Origin of the sequence: Dysgonomonas sp. BGC7, assembly GCF_001261735.1 — a bacterium.
In the GTDB taxonomy this organism is placed as follows: Bacteria; Bacteroidota; Bacteroidia; order Bacteroidales; family Dysgonomonadaceae; genus Dysgonomonas.
This window is the reverse complement of sequence record NZ_CVRP01000007.1, coordinates 389348-406982: the sequence shown is the minus strand read 5'-3', so window position 1 is coordinate 406982 and position 17635 is coordinate 389348. Positions and strand designations below refer to the sequence as shown.

The 17635-nt window shown below is 36.4% G+C and carries 13 protein-coding genes and 4 tRNA genes; 9 read left to right on the top strand and 8 right to left on the bottom strand.

What is annotated here, in order from left to right; translation table 11 throughout:
- On the bottom strand, window positions 1-804 hold the full coding sequence (locus BGC7_RS07025; RefSeq protein ID WP_199318985.1) for a hypothetical protein: 804 nt from the start codon (window positions 802-804) through the stop codon (window positions 1-3).
- 116 nt (window positions 805-920) lie between these two features.
- Here BGC7_RS07025 and glpE point away from each other — a divergent pair, with 116 nt between their 5' ends.
- The 6 genes from glpE to BGC7_RS06995 all read left to right on the top strand — a co-directional run bounded on the left by glpE (window position 921) and on the right by BGC7_RS06995 (window position 5902).
- A complete protein-coding gene (gene glpE, locus BGC7_RS07020) occupies window positions 921-1208 on the top strand; it encodes a thiosulfate sulfurtransferase GlpE (RefSeq protein WP_050700845.1) in 288 nt (95 codons plus the stop codon).
- A 157-nt stretch (window positions 1209-1365) separates the two neighbouring features.
- The gene (locus BGC7_RS07015; protein WP_050700844.1) at window positions 1366-3213 is read left to right on the top strand and encodes a 2-oxoacid:acceptor oxidoreductase subunit alpha; all 1848 of its coding nucleotides are present in this window, start codon (window positions 1366-1368) and stop codon (window positions 3211-3213) included.
- A gap of 3 nt (window positions 3214-3216) precedes the next feature.
- Entirely contained in the window at window positions 3217-4251 is a 1035-nt protein-coding gene (locus tag BGC7_RS07010) for a 2-oxoacid:ferredoxin oxidoreductase subunit beta (RefSeq protein ID WP_050700843.1), read from the top strand.
- Between the two features lie 130 nt (window positions 4252-4381).
- Window positions 4382-5122 (top strand): outer membrane beta-barrel protein, encoded by a 741-nt coding sequence (locus tag BGC7_RS07005; protein ID WP_157258677.1) that lies wholly within the window; start codon window positions 4382-4384, stop codon window positions 5120-5122.
- 41 nt (window positions 5123-5163) lie between these two features.
- Entirely contained in the window at window positions 5164-5769 is a 606-nt protein-coding gene (locus tag BGC7_RS07000) for a hypothetical protein (RefSeq protein WP_157258676.1), read from the top strand.
- A 60-nt stretch (window positions 5770-5829) separates the two neighbouring features.
- A tRNA-Gly gene (locus BGC7_RS06995) sits at window positions 5830-5902 on the top strand.
- 88 nt (window positions 5903-5990) lie between these two features.
- Here the strand turns inward: BGC7_RS06995 and BGC7_RS06990 are convergent.
- Window positions 5991-8852, bottom strand: coding sequence for a glycoside hydrolase family 3 C-terminal domain-containing protein (locus BGC7_RS06990; protein WP_082206521.1), 2862 nt, complete (start codon window positions 8850-8852; stop codon window positions 5991-5993).
- Between the two features lie 56 nt (window positions 8853-8908).
- Window positions 8909-10546, bottom strand: coding sequence for a beta-N-acetylhexosaminidase (locus BGC7_RS06985; protein ID WP_242034425.1), 1638 nt, complete (start codon window positions 10544-10546; stop codon window positions 8909-8911).
- A 557-nt stretch (window positions 10547-11103) separates the two neighbouring features.
- Here BGC7_RS06985 and BGC7_RS17850 point away from each other — a divergent pair.
- Window positions 11104-11187 (top strand) — tRNA-Leu (locus BGC7_RS17850).
- Between the two features lie 299 nt (window positions 11188-11486).
- On the opposite strand, the gene BGC7_RS06980 is transcribed toward BGC7_RS17850, so the two are convergent.
- The 3 genes from BGC7_RS06980 to BGC7_RS06970 all read right to left on the bottom strand — a co-directional run bounded on the left by BGC7_RS06980 (window position 11487) and on the right by BGC7_RS06970 (window position 13365).
- Window positions 11487-12932: a ligand-binding sensor domain-containing protein gene (locus BGC7_RS06980; RefSeq protein ID WP_050700840.1), complete on the bottom strand. Its 1446-nt coding sequence runs from the start codon at window positions 12930-12932 to the stop codon at window positions 11487-11489.
- Window positions 12933-13200: 268 nt separating this feature from the next.
- A tRNA-Leu gene (locus BGC7_RS06975) sits at window positions 13201-13282 on the bottom strand.
- A gap of 10 nt (window positions 13283-13292) precedes the next feature.
- Window positions 13293-13365 (bottom strand) — tRNA-Gly (locus tag BGC7_RS06970).
- A 164-nt stretch (window positions 13366-13529) separates the two neighbouring features.
- On the opposite strand from BGC7_RS06970, the gene BGC7_RS18030 reads away from it, so the two are divergent.
- Window positions 13530-13691 carry a hypothetical protein gene (locus tag BGC7_RS18030; protein ID WP_185112955.1) on the top strand — a complete coding sequence of 54 codons (162 nt, stop codon included), beginning with the start codon at window positions 13530-13532 and terminating at the stop codon, window positions 13689-13691.
- 76 nt (window positions 13692-13767) lie between these two features.
- On the opposite strand, the gene BGC7_RS06965 is transcribed toward BGC7_RS18030, so the two are convergent.
- Both BGC7_RS06965 and BGC7_RS06960 read right to left on the bottom strand, forming a co-directional pair.
- On the bottom strand, window positions 13768-15468 hold the full coding sequence (locus tag BGC7_RS06965) for a tetratricopeptide repeat protein (RefSeq protein ID WP_050700839.1): 1701 nt from the start codon (window positions 15466-15468) through the stop codon (window positions 13768-13770).
- Between the two features lie 131 nt (window positions 15469-15599).
- Window positions 15600-16469 carry a mechanosensitive ion channel family protein gene (locus BGC7_RS06960; protein WP_050700838.1) on the bottom strand — a complete coding sequence of 290 codons (870 nt, stop codon included), beginning with the start codon at window positions 16467-16469 and terminating at the stop codon, window positions 15600-15602.
- Window positions 16470-16766: 297 nt separating this feature from the next.
- Between BGC7_RS06960 and BGC7_RS06955 the strand changes: the two genes are divergently transcribed.
- Complete coding sequence (locus BGC7_RS06955) at window positions 16767-17561, top strand: TIGR02757 family protein (protein ID WP_221406073.1); 795 nt, start codon at window positions 16767-16769, stop codon at window positions 17559-17561.
- Window positions 17562-17635: the final 74 nt, after the last annotated feature.

Here is a 17635-nt window from a genome sequence, read left to right as displayed (position 1 = left end):
TTAAAAATGCCAATTGAATCCAAAAGTGTATGTCCATTCTGCAAACCAAAAGGCTTGTTTAGCCTTATCATCACTAGATTTTGTAGTACGTATACTTGGCATATTAATATAGCCTTCTTTTACTTCCGAACGTAAGAAAAACAGATTCCACAAATTAACATCAAGCCCCCCCTTAGCACTAAGTCCAAATCCGGCCAGATGAAAAGCATCATGACGTTCATTTCCCATCATCGTAACATTACTTCTAGGCATCAGAAAACCGGCACCTCCTCCTATGAGACCATTAACTTTCAATATTCCTTTATGATAAAAGTTTCTGTAATACTCTATTTCCGAATTAATATAATTCAGACCATCGGTATGCTCATACATCAGAAAATCGTTAGTCAGCTTTATAGTATTATCATCTTTTATGCGCGATTCAAATCCCGGTTTTACGTATCCATCTATATCTACTGTTTGGTTTTCATCCATTACATACTTCATATGATCCACACCAATGGTCACAGCAAGATTATCCTTTATAAAATATCCGATCCGGAAGTTTGTTTGTGGTATAGTAATACGGTCTATCCTTATATAATTATAGTAGCTGAATTTAGTCTGACGATCATGTGCTTTCACATCATGTAAGGTAAATTTATAGTCTTTACCCTTGAAGTGTATATCAGAATTTGTGTATCCACTTCTGTTCCAGCCCCAGAGAGCATAAAATGTTCCTTTTTTATAAGCAGGTTCCGATTGAGAGAAACCTAATAATGAATAGAGAGCAATAAAGCCCAAAAGAATAATTTTGTGTCGCATAGTCGTATGTTTAGTTTTTTTATATATAATGTTATCGTATTTAAATAACAAAAACCGAACTCATTTGTTCAATCTATAACAGGAGTAATTTTAATAGATAATATTGATTTTAAAATATGTTTTATAAACGAATAAGTGCAAAGGAAGCTAAGAGCATGTTACAATCAGGTACTGCGGCTATAGTTGATATTAGAGATATCACAAGTTTCAATTCTGGACATGTTCAGGGTGCATACCATCTTACTCAGGAAACGCTGCCCGATTTTATCAAAGATCACTTAAAAACAGAAACGATTTTTGTTATGTGCTATCATGGTAGTAGTAGTCAACTGGCAGCTCAATATCTAGTAGATCAAGGCTTTGAAGATGTATATAGTATAGATGGCGGATATGAAGAATGGTAAATATACAGTAACAAAATTTGTCAAATTTGGATAAAAGAAAGCATTAAGGCTATAAATCAATTCTTTTTTGGCTTTTTTCCCTAAAATAAGTTTGTTTATTCATGAATACTTTTTTCCTTTGTCCAAGATTAATATACTATCTTTATATATAGAAAGAATGCAAAACACAGTAGAAATTAAAGAAGTAAAAGACATTGTTATCCGGTTTTCGGGAGATTCGGGTGACGGTATGCAGTTAACCGGAACTATCTTCTCAAATCTCTCAGCTATTTTTGGCAATCAGATATCAACATTTCCTGACTACCCCGCCGAAATACGGGCTCCTCAAGGTACACTTTCAGGCGTTTCAGGCTTTCAGGTTCATTTGGGTAATCAAATATACAATTCGGGCGACAAATCCGATGTATTGGTGGCTATGAATCCTGCGGCATTAAAGGTGAATGCTCAGCATCTGAAACAAGACTCGGTTATTATAGTAGATGCCGACTCTTTCGAGAAGAGAGATATGGAAAAAGCACTCTTTGCCACAGAAAGCCCTTTTACCGAATTGGGTTTAACGACACAGCAAATAATAACAGTACCCATCACCTCCCTTACCAAGAGTAGCCTTGAGGGCATGGAACTGGATATGAAATCTCGCATACGTTGTAAAAACATGTTTGCTTTAGGTCTCGTTTGCTGGTTGTTCAATAGACCATTAGATGTAGCAAATCATATGCTATCGGCTAAGTTTGCAAAAAAGCCAATTCTGGTCGAGGCCAATCTCAAAGTATTAGCAGATGGTTATAATTACGGACATAATACAGATATGTCTATAACATCATATAGAGTAGAAACCGTAAATGTAGACAAAGGTTATTATCTCGATGTAAATGGAAATACCGCAACAGCCTACGGGCTCATTGCCGCCTCTGAAAATTCGGGACGCCCTTTATTTTTAGGATCATATCCAATTACTCCCGCTACCGATATTTTACATGAGCTTGTAAAGTTTAAGCAATTAGGAGTAAAAGCGATACAAGCTGAAGATGAAATAGCTGGAGTTTGTACTGCAATCGGAGCCAGCTTTACAGGCAGCCTTGCCGCTACCTCTACCTCTGGGCCCGGACTTGCCCTAAAAAGTGAAGCTATCGGGCTTGCCGTAATGGCCGAACTGCCTCTTGTGGTAATTGACGTACAGAGAGGAGGCCCTTCTACCGGGCTACCGACAAAGACAGAACAAACCGATCTTCGTCAAGCGCTTTATGGCAGAAATGGAGAAAGCCCTATAGTGGTTATGGCCGCCGCCACACCTACCGACTGTTTCGACATGGCATATTGGGCTTCAAAAGTTGCATTAGAGCATATTACACCTGTCATTCTATTAACAGATGGCTATATAGCAAACGGAGCATCTGCATGGAGAATTCCCGATTTAGAAAAATACCCGTCTATCGTTCCTCACGACCAGTCTCTGATTCCCGAAAACGAATGGAGAAGTGCTCTACGAGACGACGAAAATTATGCACGATATTGGGCAGCAGCAGGTCTCGAAGGTTACACTCATAGAATAGGAGGTCTCGAAAAAGATTATAATACAGGCGCTATCTCTACAGATACGGCAAACCATCAGAAAATGGTAGATACTCGTCAGGCAAAAATTGATAAGATTGCCGATTCCATTCCTCCTCTAGAACTCATAGGAGGAGAAGATGCCGATCTGCTTATTGTTGGTTGGGGCGGTACTTACGGACACCTGCGTGAAGCTATGGAAAAGATGAACGAAAACGGTCAGAAAGTAGCATTAGCTCATTTCCGTTTTATAAATCCTCTACCTAAAAATACTGAGGACGTCCTTAAAAAGTTTAAGAATATCATTGTTGCAGAACAAAATAATGGTCAGTTTGCAGGCTTCTTAACCGAAAAGATTTCGGGGCTGAATCTCTCCCGATACAATAAAGTAGAAGGACAGCCTTTTTCTGTATCTGATCTTATTGATTCATTTACAAATAAACTAGAAGAGTAAATTATGATGGATATAAATTTGAAATTAGCATCGTCACATCAGTCTAAAGACTATAAAAGTGATCAGTATGTACGTTGGTGTCCCGGATGCGGAGACCATGCTCTTCTCAACTGTTTGCACAAAGCAATGGCCGAACTGGATATAGAACCACACATGACTGCTGTTATTTCCGGCATTGGTTGCTCTTCCCGTTTACCATATTATATGAATACTTATGGTTTTCATACCATACATGGTCGTGGAGCAGCTATAGCAACAGGTGTAAAAACAGCAAAACCGGAGCTCTCTGTTTGGCTGGCAACAGGAGATGGCGACTGTCTGGCTATTGGAGGAAACCATTTTATTCATGCAGTACGGCGCAATGTAGATATAAATATATTGTTATTGAATAATAAAATATACGGACTGACAAAAGGACAATTCTCTCCAACATCTGACAGAGGATTTGTTTCCAAGTCTTCTCCATTTGGTACAGTGGAAGATCCATTTCATCCGATCGAACTAACGCTAGGAGCACGAGGAACATTCTTCGCACGTTGTATAGATGTCGATCTGGCAAATACGACAGGCATACTAGCCGATGCAGCAAGGCATAAGGGTACATCTGTAGTAGAGATACTTCAAAACTGTGTTATATTTAACGATGCTATCCACGAAAACATTGTGGACAAGGCATGGAGAGCCGAACGCACTATAATGCTTAAACACGGTGAAAAAATGTTGTTCGGAGCCAACAAAGACAAAGGTCTGGTAATGGATGGATGGACACTAAAAGCCGTTACAATAGGGCAAGAAGGATACACAATTGACGATGTGCTGGTTCACGATACCACGACCATAGACAATACTTTACACATGAAGTTAGGGCTAATGTCTCTCGAATCGGGCTTACCTGTAGCATTAGGTGTGATACGTGATGTAAAATCTCCAACGTATAATGATGGAGTAGAAGAACAAATAACAACAGTTCAGTCTAAAAATAAAATACGTAAACTAAAAGATTACCTGATGACTAAAGATATCTGGGAAGTAAAATGATATTTATTTAACATTTCTGCATAAAAAAAGCTGTTTGGTATTGCATCAAGTAGCTTTTTTTCTTTTATTTACAGAATATTATAAAAAAAAGGATCTCTACACTAAAAAATCTAATGTAAACAAACTCACTATGAAGAAAAAAATCTGCATGATTCTTTTATCATTCACTGTTGCAGGTCTATCAATGTATGCACAGGAGAATAAAACAGAAGACAATTCTGTACAATTAAAGAGAACTGTTCGTAAGAAATCTGAAAATCAAAATCTAAAAACAGATGAGATGATTACCTATCGAGACTTTCGATTCACTATAGGAGGTGGATACGCCCGTCGGTTAGGTGAAATTATGCAATCTGGTAATACAGATATCGACAAACTGACAGAAGGTCTAAAGAACGGATACAATATTGACGTAGAAGCTCAATATTTCTTTAAAGAACATTGGGGGCTAGGACTTAATTTTTATTACAACAGGCAATCTAGTAGTAGTAATGATATTCTCATCGGAGACATTATGATTCGGGATGCAAAAGAGAATATTGGCTTTACTTACATCGGCCCAACATTTAATATGCGTTATAATCTGGGCTCAGCATTTACTCTATATATGAATCTGGGACTAGGAGCTCTTTTTTACAGAGATGAAGCTATTCTTGACGGAGGAGGTTATTCTTATAACAAAACAGTACTCGGCTCTTATGCTTCCATTTCGGGAGATTATCAATTCAATCAAAATATAGGCGCAGGATTGAAACTATCAGTAGGCGGTGGTAGCATATCAGGGGAAGAGTTCAGCATGGACAAAAAAGATAGAATGAGCTTATCTAACTTTATGGTAACAGCATATATAAGTTTTCGTACTTCTAAGTAATCTTAATTTCAGCTATCATGACTAATATAAAATCAAAACCAATGAAATATTTTATCCTTTTTACTCTTACGTTTCTTTCTCTTTTTACATTTGCACAAGAAACGCAATTACCAGAACTCATTACGCCTGCCAAAGGTAAAAGTATGGTTTATTTCACTCGAACTTCGTCTGTAGGTATGCTCATTAATTTTTCTTTTTATGATGGAGAAGAACTGATAGGAAAACTAAAACCAGGTAAATTTATAGCCTACGAATGTAGTCCGGGAGATCACGTCTTTATTGGAAAAAGTGAAAATACGGACTATGTAGAAGCAAACCTTGAAGAAGGTAAAATATACGTTATAGATTCGGAAGCTCAGATGGGTGCATTCAAAGCCCGGGTAAAACTTGTACCACTAGATAAGACGAATGAGAAAAAGTATAAAAAAGGGAGAAAGAATTTCTTGAAGCTAATAGCTAAAAACAAAGGCGAAGTAGTTTCTTTTGAAGAAGAACAGCCGACAGAAGAAGTAGACAATGAAAAAGAGAATAATTCGTCAATGAGCAAGACTTTAGCCAAGTTCTATGAAAATAAACAAAAGAACAAAAAGATAACACAACTGACACCTGAGATGTATGTAGACATGGAAAATTTACTTCAAGAATAAGATTTATCAGGAAATCTCTTGTCATATACGAAAATTGATTATATATTTGCACACTCAAAAGCGAAAGTAGCTCAGTTGGTAGAGCACGACCTTGCCAAGGTCGGGGTCGCGGGTTCGAATCCCGTCTTTCGCTCAGATTTTCGCAAAATAAAAAAGTTCCAAATTGAATTATTTGGAACTTTTTTATTTATTAATACTAATATCTTTTTCGACAACCTGACCTATCGTTCTATTCCTTCCATATTTACTTCAGCAATCTCCACCTTACCGGAAGTAATAAGAATACGCACATCACTTGCCAGATCATTCTTAAGCAAATAATCAATATAGTCATTTATCACTTTTACTTGTCCTTTATAAACAGTTAGAAACTGTCCGCCACCGGAAGAAATCTGAACTTCGAAAGTAGAATTCTCTTCTGCCGACTTCCACCAAACCGAGATTTGAGAAGGTTTGCTATTAGCCAACATCGGGAAAGTAAGGTAATCTCCTTTTACTCCTGACCATATAGTCGTTAAATTGTTATCGATAACATTTGCAAGTTCACTTTGACGATTATTGCCCTCTATATTATTAGCGGCCAACTCCAAAGTTTTATAATCTTTCACAGTCAGAGTTTCTTTAAGACGAATATCTTCCGAAGAAGCTCCGATCATTATACTAAAGTCACCCGGTTCTATCACCCAATGTTCATCTAAGTTTAGGAGTTCTAAATCGCGAGGATAAATAGTAAAGGAAATCTCTTTAGTTTCTCCTTTTTTGAGATGAATGCGTTCAAATCCTCTGAGATTTTTTTCATACGTAGTCACTGAACTTAGTAAATCCCTTGTATAAAGCTGTACTACTTCGTCTCCATCTATCTGCCCACTATTAGTTACTTTACACGTTACAGTCGCTGTCTGATGAGGAGTTATCGTTTGTGGTACCACCTTTATATCCGAATAGTCAAAAGTTGTATAACTCAAACCATAGCCAAATGGATAGAGAGCTCCGTTAATGCGGCTCATATTGCCTTTAAGTCCACTATTGCGGCCACCATCTACCTGAGATGCAGGTTTAGCAGGAAAATTGAACGGTATCTGTCCCACTGTTTTAGGAAAAGTTACTGTAAGTTTTCCGCCCGGATTGTAGTCTCCGAATACTATATCAGCCACAGCTTTACCTCCCTGCGAACCAGGATACCATGCTTCAAGAATTGCCGGAACATATTTATCAGCCCAATTTATGGAATTAGGTCTTCCATTTATAAGGATGAGGACAACAGGTTTTCCCGTTTCATATACAGCTTTAAGCAGATCTAATTGTCTCCCCGGTAGATCGAGACTAGAACGTGATTTATTTTCTCCACAGGTACGATTATTCCCTCCTAAGACAACAATAGCAACATCGCTCTTTTTAGCATTCTCTACAGCTTTATTTATTTCCAGCAACTCTTCCTCATTAAGAGGTGTCGGCAGAATTTCCGATTCTGGCCAGTTAGCATCAACAACATCACAACCTTTAGTGTATAGAACGTCGACCTTATTTCCTACTTTTTCTTTTACTCCCTGAAGTACAGTTATTACATCCACAGCCAACGGGCCATAGTGCTGAAGGGCATAGGTTGCATCATCAGCATTAGGGCCACAGATACTTATTGTTTTCACAGATTCTTTTGCTAAAGGTAATAAAGCATCCGTATTTTTAAGAAGGACAATTGATTCTCGAGATGCCTGCAAAGCAACCTCTTGGTTTTCGACACTGTTTATCTCCAGATCCGCTTGTTTCAGATCCATCTGGTATGGAGAGTCGAAAAGCCCGACTAGGAACTTAACTCTCAAAATATCGCGTACACGATCATTTATTATATCCATACCTATTGCACCTTCGTTTATCAGGTCTCTCAGAGGAAGAACATACGAATCGGGAGAACGAAAAGTACATCTTACATTAAGCCCCGCTAAAACGGCCTGTAAGACAGATTCTTTCATATCGGTAGCAGTATGATGTTTACTATAAAGGTATTCAACAGCATCACTGTCTGATACAACATAACCTTTAAATCCAAATTCTTTCCTCAGGCGTGTTGTCAACCAATAATAACTGCTCTGTATAGGGAATCCGTCATAATCATTATATGAACTCATTGCTCCCAATATACCTGCTTCTTTTATTACTCTTTTCCAAGGATAGACATGTATATTCTCTACTTCTCTGGGCGACATCTGGGGGTCTACTCTCGACATACCTTCACGGGCACCCTTATTGTTACTATAAGCAATATAATGCTTTGCAGTAGAAGCTACCTGATAATTGGTCTGCATACCCTTTGTCATGGCTATACCCAATTCGGCAACAAGATATGGGCTCTCACCATAAACTTCTTCGTACCTACCCCACCGCTGGTCGCGTCCTACATCCAATATAGGAGCATACACATTGGTATATCCTAACAAACGGCCTTCGCGCCCGGTAATATATCCGACTTTGTGTATCAGTTCTCTATTCCATGTATGGCCTAATCCCAGCTGAGTCGGAAAATTTGTAGCTATGTAGCTTTCTACACCTCTTATTCCTTCATTTGTGAAATCGACAGGTATTCCAAGTCTTGTTTCTTCGATAAAGAAACGCTGTACTTCATTGATTGCCCAAGCATGACGTGAAGCCGGCCAAACAAAAGGGTTGTCGGATGGAGGTAGCCCCCATTGTTGGAAACCATTAAGATGCTCGTCAATAGCCCCTACTCCATCTTTCCAAAGTTTATTTTTCCACTCGGCAGTAGGTAAATCATCCTGCAAAACTCTTTTATAACCATAAAGAGTTACCATTTGGCAGGTCTTTTCTTCAACAGTCATCTGAGAAAGTAAATCTTCTATACGATCCTCTATAGATGCAGACGGATCTTCATATACATCCATCTTATTATTTTTATTAAAGTCTATCCAACCTTGTTTGTATATAGACTTTTGAGGAAGTTTATACTTTATAAGATCTTTGGCTGGAGGAATTCTATTACTGTTTTGCTGAGCGGAAACTCCAGAATTACATAACAGCAAAACAGATGCAATAATAACCCACTTTATATTGAACTCTTTTATATACATATCAATTAATAAACAATTCTTTTTCATACAAAATATAAAACTTAATATACAAGCATTTACCCTTCGCTTATAACATCTGCTTTAGATGGCCCCCAAGGCTCGGGAGTAGTACTTTTATCGAATATATCGAAATAATTTATTCCTTCCGATTTGAGGTAAATTAAAAATACAGCAACGCGTTTTTCAAAATCTTCATAATCTTTTTTCTCTGCATCTGTCCATCCATCTTCGGCTATGGCTAGCAAACGAGGAAAGGTCATAAAATCGAGTCGCTCTTTTCCCGCTACACGCTCTGTCCACAAATTAGCCTGCAAACCAAGTATCTGAGACTTATTATTCGCTATGAGACTACTAATACTTTCAGGAAAATCATATACTGTGGTCAGCTCATTAAATTTATTACCCCATCTGCGCCCTATTTCGTGCGATTGGTCTTGTACAAAATCAAAATAGCATGGTATGCGAGGAGTAAGAATTACATCGAAGCCATCATTCAGAGATCGAGTCAAAGCCTCCGGCTTATCGTGACGCCACCACATTACTACTGCTTTGGAAGGGTCTAGGCCTACACTCGTTATTTCGTCCCATCCTATCATTTTCTTGCCCTTACTATTTACTATATCACATGCACGGCGTACAAAGTAATGCTCCAACCCTACCTCGTTTTTCAGATTGTTAGCTTTGATAAAATCCTGCATGGTTTTATCCGTAAACCACGATTGATTGCCATAATGCACTTCATCGGCACCGATATGAATATAAGGGGCAGGAAAAAGATCGGCTATTTCAGTCATTATATTATCAATAAACTCATAAGTTTCTTCTTTAGCAGGATGGAAAGTAAAATCTTTCCATCGTCCCTCGCCTCCACCCGATATTTCTGGATAGGAACGAGCAGCAGCAGTTGCATGTCCCGGCATGTCTATCTCAGGTATTACCATGATATGACGTTCGGCTGCATACGCAACTATTTCTTTCACATCTTGCTGACTATAAAAGGCATGAGGTGCATCTTTATCATCCCAGCTACCAATAGCTCCTATCGAAGTAAGCAGTGGATATCTTTTTATTTCGATACGCCATGCAGGCTCATCGGTAAGATGCCAGTGAAAACGATTAAGTTTGAGACGAGCCATTATATCAAGATATTGTTTTACAGCTTCCTTGCCAAAAAAATGGCGCGAATCGTCCAACATATAGCCACGCCACGACAACAAAGGCTTGTCATCTATCTCGACACAAGGAATAGTCAATCTGTTTTTAGCATCAGTCGATATCATCTGAATAAGGCTTTGCAAAGCATAGAAAAACCCTTCGGACGAAGAAGCCGAACAGAGGATCTCATTTTCTTTTACATCAATCCTATAGGCCTCAAATCCAAGATCGGCATCGTGTTGTAAAAGAATAGAGTTCTTAATGGACTGCTTAGACTTACGTGCATCATTTATTCCTGATTCGATAAGCGATAATCCATAACTCTTATTGATATCCTTTTTGAAAACTTCGGTACTAACATCATACGTAATACCTTTCTTAACAATTTGAGTTTTACGATTCAGCTCAAATTGCCCTTCTTTAATTTCTACTTTTTGAGGTTTAGGTATAATGTTTATACCACCGTTAGCATGTGTGTTAATTAATGGAAATAGAAGTAACAGACTTAATAGAAGTCTTTCGGTTAAAAATCTCATCATATTTATTATTCTTTTTAGGAATTTTTAGTCTATGTATTCAGGTTTATCTAAAGATAACGTCTATTTATATCTCCAAAGGTAATATTTAATACAGGTAGCATGGGGTAAATTTATACATTTGAGGGGCAAAATCATCCAGAGTATAAGATTTTACTATTATACGAGCCTAAAATATAGGAATACTCTTCTTTTCGGTATAAAAGAAACTTGTATCTCAACAGATATTCTAAAACAAAACAGTATTATTTGAGAACTTTACACACCCTTAATCCAAAGAATCTCTGTTCTTAAAACATACTGAATTTGTAGGCTGAGAAACAAATTAAGATCAAAATACTTGCATATATTAAAAAGGATGTCTACTTTTAAGTCCGAATTTGGAAAAGCAGATTTCAGAGGATATCTGTTTAACAATTTAAGACAAGAAATATTTGAAAATACTCTCTTCTTAAGTTGTTTCTGACAAAGATTAACAAAAACAATATAGTGAATGTGGTTTCAAATATCCTTTTCATTCACAGATGTGGCAATAGTCACATTTTTTTGTTTATGTATATACACACGTGGTGGAATTGGTAGACATGCTACTTTGAGGGGGTAGTGGACGCAAGTCCGTGTGAGTTCGAGTCTCATCGTGTGTACATATTTATTTTTCAAGCGCTTGATTATCTATGATTTTCAAGCGTTTTTGTTTTACAGGTAAACGCAAAGGGCAACGAATGGTGAGGTTTAGAGTTTAAAAGATATTTTCTTTAGGGATGTATCACTTGCTTGACCATCTTTTGCATAAAATTACACTTAGCAATAAATTCATCTTCTGAAATTTCCATATTATAAAATTGTTTTGCAGTTTTTACATTAACTATTACTATCAAAACATCATGTATAGAAACTCTATACTTCTTACTAAAATCTTCCGAAACCGTAAAACTATCGAAACCTATCTTGTTGTGAAAATTAAACCATTATAAGTTGCTATCCACTTATTTCCATCTTTATCAATAGTTAAAGTACTTACATAGTTCTTTGGGATAAATGAATTAGCATTATCGTATATTTCCCAATTATCATTTTCTTTACGAACTAAAAAATTACCTGTACAAATCCATATAATTTCATCGTTTTTCCCCTCAAACTTTATGTCAGATATTGTCGAACTCGGTAATTTCGAGTTTTTCATCGTAAATACAGTCCACTTACCTTCAGGTGTAATCATAACAACTCCTCCAATATTATCATGTTTACCCGTACTAACTCCAATCCATATATTCCCTTGTTTATCCCCTGTGACTACTCTCACACTATTAGCAGGAATTTTCGAGTTTTTACTATTATAGGTTTTCCATTTCTTCCCATCATAGAAGCTTACACCTTGGTCAGTGGCAACCCATAAATTATTAGACTTATCTCGATATACACCACGAGTGGTATTACTTACTAAACCTGAGTTACCTACATTGTATTCAGACCATTTGTTGTCAGTGTATTCGTAAAACCCTTCGAATCCAACAATCCAAATTGTACTATCTTGTGATATTGTTTTTCCCGATTTTTTTAATGGAGAATTTGATTTGTCAATAGTTTTCCAACTATCTCCATCAAATACTTTTATTTTAGACATTGTTTCTGTCCATACATTGTCATTTTTATCAATTGTTAAATCCCATGATACAGTGTTGCCCATTTGATTACTTTCAAGTCCGCTATTGTTTGCATCAAGGACAGTCCATTCCTCTCCACTAATCTTCACAATTCCGCGGTCAGTACCAATCCATACATTTCCCTTACTATCAACCTCTGCGCTTCTACAAAGATTATAGGGGAGTTTTGAGTTTTGAAAGGTATATAATTTCCATATAGAATTAGTTTTCTCATCTTTTGCTATATTAGGATTGTTAGTCGTGTTTTTGTTCCGCGTGTCTTTTGGCAAATCATATAAAGGGTTATGCTTATCTGTTATCTCATGTGCTCCCAAATTTCCATCAGAGCCTAAACGGCGAACATCAGCCTTCCCATTTTTAAATGTAATATGAACAATTGCACATACAGGATTTCCATTATTTATCCATCTCGTTCGCTGAATAACTTTACTTAGATTAAATTCATTTGATGGTATGTTTGTTTTGTTATCTGCACTAACTAAGCATGCATTTCCACTCTTATCAACGTATATTTGCATCACCAATATTCCCTCAATTTGAGTTAACGATTTTCCTTCCAACATCGGAGTTAATAATTCTTCATTTGAAATACGTGCAGAAGTTATTTTGCTTTCTAATCCGAAAGCTTCTATTTTGCAGTCTTCAAATTTTTCAGGGAATAAGTTTTGAGAGTACGAATTTTCTACTATTAAGATTGAAAACAAGAGAATAATTAGTTTCTTCATGCTTATTAGTTTTTTTAATGGAGATTTATAAACAAATATAATTGAAAATTGTGGACCAGCAGCGTTCTTCCTTTTTTTATAAAAGTATTCTAAATAACTATTTACTATTAATATTTAGACTTTATATTTTAATAAATAAGGTTTTATCTTCTACTATCAAGATGGAAAAATGTATCCTTCGGACTACACATTTAATCAACACAAAATAGCAAGTTATAGAAATGGAAAAAGCGACAAAAAGAAAATCAATTCAATTTGTCGCTCTCAGTGCGCATGAAGGGACTCGAACCCCCACGAACATAGTTCACTGCCACCTGAAGACAGCGCGGCTACCATTACGCCACATGCGCTTGTTCAACGAGCGAAAAACGGGGTTCGAACCCGCGACCCCAACCTTGGGAAGGTTGTGCTCTACCAACTGAGCTACTTTCGCGATTGATATTGTAAAATTAGTATATTTTTTTTATCCTGAATAATTAATTTTAGAATTTTTTGAAACCATTTTTAAGATAATCATTGCCGAAATAAATAGGCAATAATAAACAAATTCTTAGTTACATCTGTTTAAATAATGAAGTAACATTAAATTATTGTATCATGAAAGATAATCAGATAATTACGCCTTCCAGAGAATTTAAAGGCTACGAAGAGGCCCGCAAACAGAAAGATAATTCTCCACCTGTGATCATAACAGAAAAAGAAGTAAAAGCCGCCCTTAACAGGATAAACCCTGACGAGCACAGTATGGACAGAGGATAGTTTTACTAAAACAAAAAGCAAATAAAAAAAGCCTTTATTCTAAGAATAAAGGCTTTTTTGTATGCTATGTAATGAATTATTTCAACAGCATATTCTTTACATCCGAATTGGTAAGGAATTTTGCAAATTCAATATCACTAAGAATACTACTAGCAGATACTCCTTGATCAATTGCTGATTTCAGGTTACCAACAACTCCTGAAGTATTATTAGTTCTTGCTGCTACAATAGCAGACAAATAATAAGTTGTGGCATCTTTCTTAGATACTCCGTTCAGAGTTTGTTGAGCTTTATTATAATTTTTTGTCAAAATCTGAGCCAACGCAGCATTATTTGATTTAGCTTCACCAAACGATTGTACAGCTTTATTATAATCACCTTTCTGAATATACAATAAGCCTAGAGCCTCACCTAAAGAGTTTGCTCCAGATGCATTTCCTAACAACTGTTCTGCTTTTGCAGTATTACCTTCTGCCAAAGATAGCAGTGCCTGATTCATGCTAGCTTCCGGTGCATTTGAAGAAACTCCTGCTGCCTTATTAAATGACTGTACAGCTTTTGCAGCTTGTCCGTTACTATAATAATAAGCACCTAAGTTGTTCCAACCACGATAGTCATTTGGATATTTTTGAGTAACAAAAGTATATACTTTTTCTTTCGATACACCGTCAAGATTAGCAGCATATAGCAATTCTTCTACAGAAAGACCTGACATATCTGAATTAACTGCGCTTTTAAGCTCTTCGTCAGTCTTACCGATAACTTCGACATTAGCGATCAAACGAGAACGACGAAGTTTTGGTAGAATAGTTTCAGCAAGATCTGAGTATACCGCAGAAATATTTTTAATTTCTTTTTCTCTTGTTTCAGGATCAGGATACATTGACAATACACGCAACACTAGATCTTTGTCCTGAAGACTAGATGCCTGTACCAATTTTTGGAAACCATCCCAGTCTTGAGCTGTATATTTAGCGTTAATCTCTGTATCTATCGCTTTTTTCTTAAATTCTTTTGTAAGATAATCTGTTGTATTTTTCTCACGTTTTTCTGCCAACTTCTCATTCAGGTCTAAACCTCCATCAGGAGATGCATAAGCAGAGACTTCTACATTTATATTTTTACGAGCATCATCATCTGCTTCTTTTACAAGATCTTTCCATGCAGCCAAGTTTGAAGAATTAAGTTCGCTTGAACGTAATTCTGCCTGTTGGATAAGGAACATAATATCTGCATCATAAGTTTCTTTAATAATTCTCTGGAAAGCATCGGGAGCTGTTGCCGGAGTAACTGTAGCGGCACTAGCCAAACCTGCTGTAGAGTTCACACCATCAGCAATTTTAAGATCACCAAATCCGGGAATAGTTTTACCATCTCTTGAAAAAGCAAATCTCAAATACAATTCTGATTTTTTCATTGCGGGAGTATAGTTAAACTCTGATCTAAGAGTTATTGCTCCACCATTTTCCTGACTTATAACTGTACCATTACCTGCTACTTTTTCACCTTGGTAGGTATATGATGTACCAAGAGCCTCTCCACCATCATATTTCAGATACGGAGTCACTACAACACTCATATTCTTATCAAACCATTTTGCAGGGAATCTACCATTGATAGTTACAGGAACTTTTGTTCCCACAAGTTCTAGAGGAGACGGGTTCACCGAAAATAGGGAATTACCCAGTGGACTAATTGTCTTCTTGCTACATGATGTTGCCAAAACAGCAACCAGCATAATTAAGGAAAGGAATAATTGAAGTCTTTGCCTTTTCATAGTTAAAATAAATTATTAATTATATTGTTTAATATAGAGATTTCTTCCTTTTTCACAAATCTACTTTATTTCTTTCTCAAATAGAAATGTATCTATTCAATTTTCACTATAAATAAGAGATTTAATATTTTTTAATCCTTAAGCATTCTCACACTTAGCGACGATGGTGTATAAATACCTTTATCACTAAGAGTTGCATATACTTTTTCATTCAGATCTACACTTGTGGCTGCATAGTCTGTACTACTAACCCACACTCTTATTGTTATATCAATAGATCCGTTGTTGACCATAGTTACTCCAACAAAAGGAGCCGGTGTTTTCTTTATAAGATTGTTATCATTAATTATAGCTAGCAATGTGTTTTTCAACTCATTCACATCATTTCCATAATTAATATTGAAGGTAATATCAACACGCCTCTCTTTTTGTGCTGAATAGTTTACAATATTTCCGGTTGACAAAGGGCCATTAGGAACAAAGATCGTTGTATTATCACCCGTAAGTAATACTGTATACAATATACCGATAGACTGCACTGTACCATCGACTCCTTGTGCTACAATTCTTTCACCTACCCTAAATGGTTTATTGACCAACAGCATAACTCCACCTGCAAAGTTAGACAGATTGTCCTTCATAGACATACCAACTGCCAGCCCTGCTGCTGCTAGAATAGCCGCAAAGGATGTTGTCTGAATACCCAGAATATTAACAATGATAAGGAAAAGTAATACTTTAAACGTAATATTAGCTAAACTATCGAGAAAGCTCTTTACGGTTTTCTCAATATTACGACGTTCGAGAAAACGGTCTATAAATTTACGTAGCCATTTTATAACCCAACGACCGATGATATATACAACTATTGCAGCCAGAATTTTCAGTCCGAGTGAGACTGCCGAGTCGAACAATTGGTCAAATAAACGATCAAATGTACTTATTGCCGAAGCAGTATTGGTTATATTAATACTGTCATTTGGAAAAATGTCTAAAAACATAGTAATATTTTAATCTTATTTTAAACTTACACAAGACCAATTTCTATGCATATAGAGGCAATAAAGCCTTTCGGAGGCCTTAAGCTTATTGGGCAATAATTGGGCAATTTTCTAAAATAAAAAGGCTTCAATAACCAGCCTTAATATTCAAAGCACAAAAATAATATAATAAGAATCATTATAATCTAAAATTGGAAAGAAAATATTAAAAATAAGACGAATTAAACAGATACATTTTCTTTAATCAAAATAAGAAGAAAAAATCAATACATTTGTAAAACAAAAAAAGAAATAACCGTGACATATAACATACAATTACTAAAGTTAAAAGAACTGCTGGATAAAAAGACAGAACAGTATAATAACAGCGGATTTATAGTCAATGATCCTATCTCCATCCCACACTCCTACACTTTGCTGCAAGATATTGAAATAATGGGATTTTTCGCTTCCATCTTTGCTTGGGGACAGCGGAAAACCATCATAAATAAATGTAGAGAGCTTGCCAACAGGATGGATAACAGTCCGTATCAATTTATAAAAGAACATTCTGATAGTGACTTGCAAAAATTACTGAATTTTAAGCACCGCACATTCAATGACACCGACCTCTTATATTGCATCCATTTCTTAAAATATCACTATTCATCGAATCGAAGTTTAGAGAATGCCTTTTTCAAGGAAAATAACATGGATGTAGAAAGTGCTTTAAATAATTTCCAATCCTATTTTTTCAGTCTGCCAGATGCTCCAAAAAGGACACGCAAACATATCCCCTCTCCTATTCAGAAATCGGCGTGTAAACGCCTGAATATGTACCTTCGGTGGATGGTAAGGCAAGACAAAAACGGAGTAGATTTCGGAATATGGAAAAGTATTAAGCCGGCAGCTCTTATCTGCCCATTAGACTTACACGTCGAACGAACAGCCCGTAAACTAGGGCTTCTGGAGAGAGATAAGCCCGACTGGAAGGCTGCAATAGAATTGACTGAAAATCTAAGAATATTAGACAAAGACGATCCCGTAAAATACGACTTTGCATTATTTGGCATTTCTATTGAAGAAAAATGTATTATCGATATACATCAATAATATTATACGCATTATGTCCGTTTTATATTACAAAGGTTGATTTTTTATTATATTTGTAGCGTTAATAATTGAAT